Origin of the sequence: Sphingobacterium sp. UBA7253 (genome assembly GCF_002472745.1) — a bacterium.
Taxonomy (GTDB): domain Bacteria; phylum Bacteroidota; class Bacteroidia; order Sphingobacteriales; family Sphingobacteriaceae; genus Sphingobacterium; species Sphingobacterium siyangense.
This window is the reverse complement of record NZ_DKSP01000241.1, coordinates 1-788: the sequence shown is the minus strand read 5'-3', so window position 1 is coordinate 788 and position 788 is coordinate 1. Positions and strand designations below refer to the sequence as shown.

The window sequence follows — 788 nt, the reverse complement described above, 5'->3', positions numbered from 1 at the left end:
GCACATGGAGCAGAAGTGTGCCACTTTGGCCGCATCTGCAGGCAACGTTTCGTCATGATACTCCCGTGCGGTATCTGGATCCAGGGAAAGGTTGAATTGATCTTCCCACCTAAATTCAAATCTCGCTTTACTCAAGGCATTATCACGGTATTGTGCACCCGGATGTCCTTTGGCCAAATCGGCCGCATGGGCAGCTAGTTTATAGGTGATTACACCGTCTTTAACGTCTTTTTTATTTGGTAGGCCCAGATGTTCTTTGGGCGTCACATAGCAAAGCATCGCACATCCATACCAACCGATCATCGCAGCTCCAATGGCCGACGTGATATGGTCATAACCTGGAGCGATATCAGTTGTTAAGGGACCCAAGGTATAAAATGGAGCTTCGTCACAACAAGCCAATTGCTTGTCCATATTCTCTTTGATCAATTGCATAGGAACATGCCCTGGACCTTCGATCATCACCTGAACATCATGTTTCCAGGCGACCTTGGTGAGTTCGCCCAGTGTTTCGAGCTCAGCAAATTGAGCCGCATCGTTGGCGTCCGCAATGGCTCCTGGACGGAGACCATCGCCAAGTGAAAAAGCAACATCATATCGCTTCATAATCTCACAGATCTCCTCAAAATGGGTATAGAGAAAGTTCTCTTTGTGGTGGAAAAGACACCATTTGGCCATGATAGACCCACCTCTGGAGACAATGCCCGTTACTCGAGAAGCGGTGAGATGGATATAACGAAGCAGTACGCCGGCGTGTATGGTAAAGTACGAAACACCCTGTTCGGCCT

General features: G+C 48.5%; 1 protein-coding gene. It reads right to left on the bottom strand.

The genetic code is table 11. The annotated features are described in order from the left end of the window. Positions 1 to 788, bottom strand: a 788-nt coding sequence (gene thiC / locus B2X72_RS25020) for a phosphomethylpyrimidine synthase (RefSeq protein WP_286851980.1), incomplete at both ends; no start/stop codon positions are given.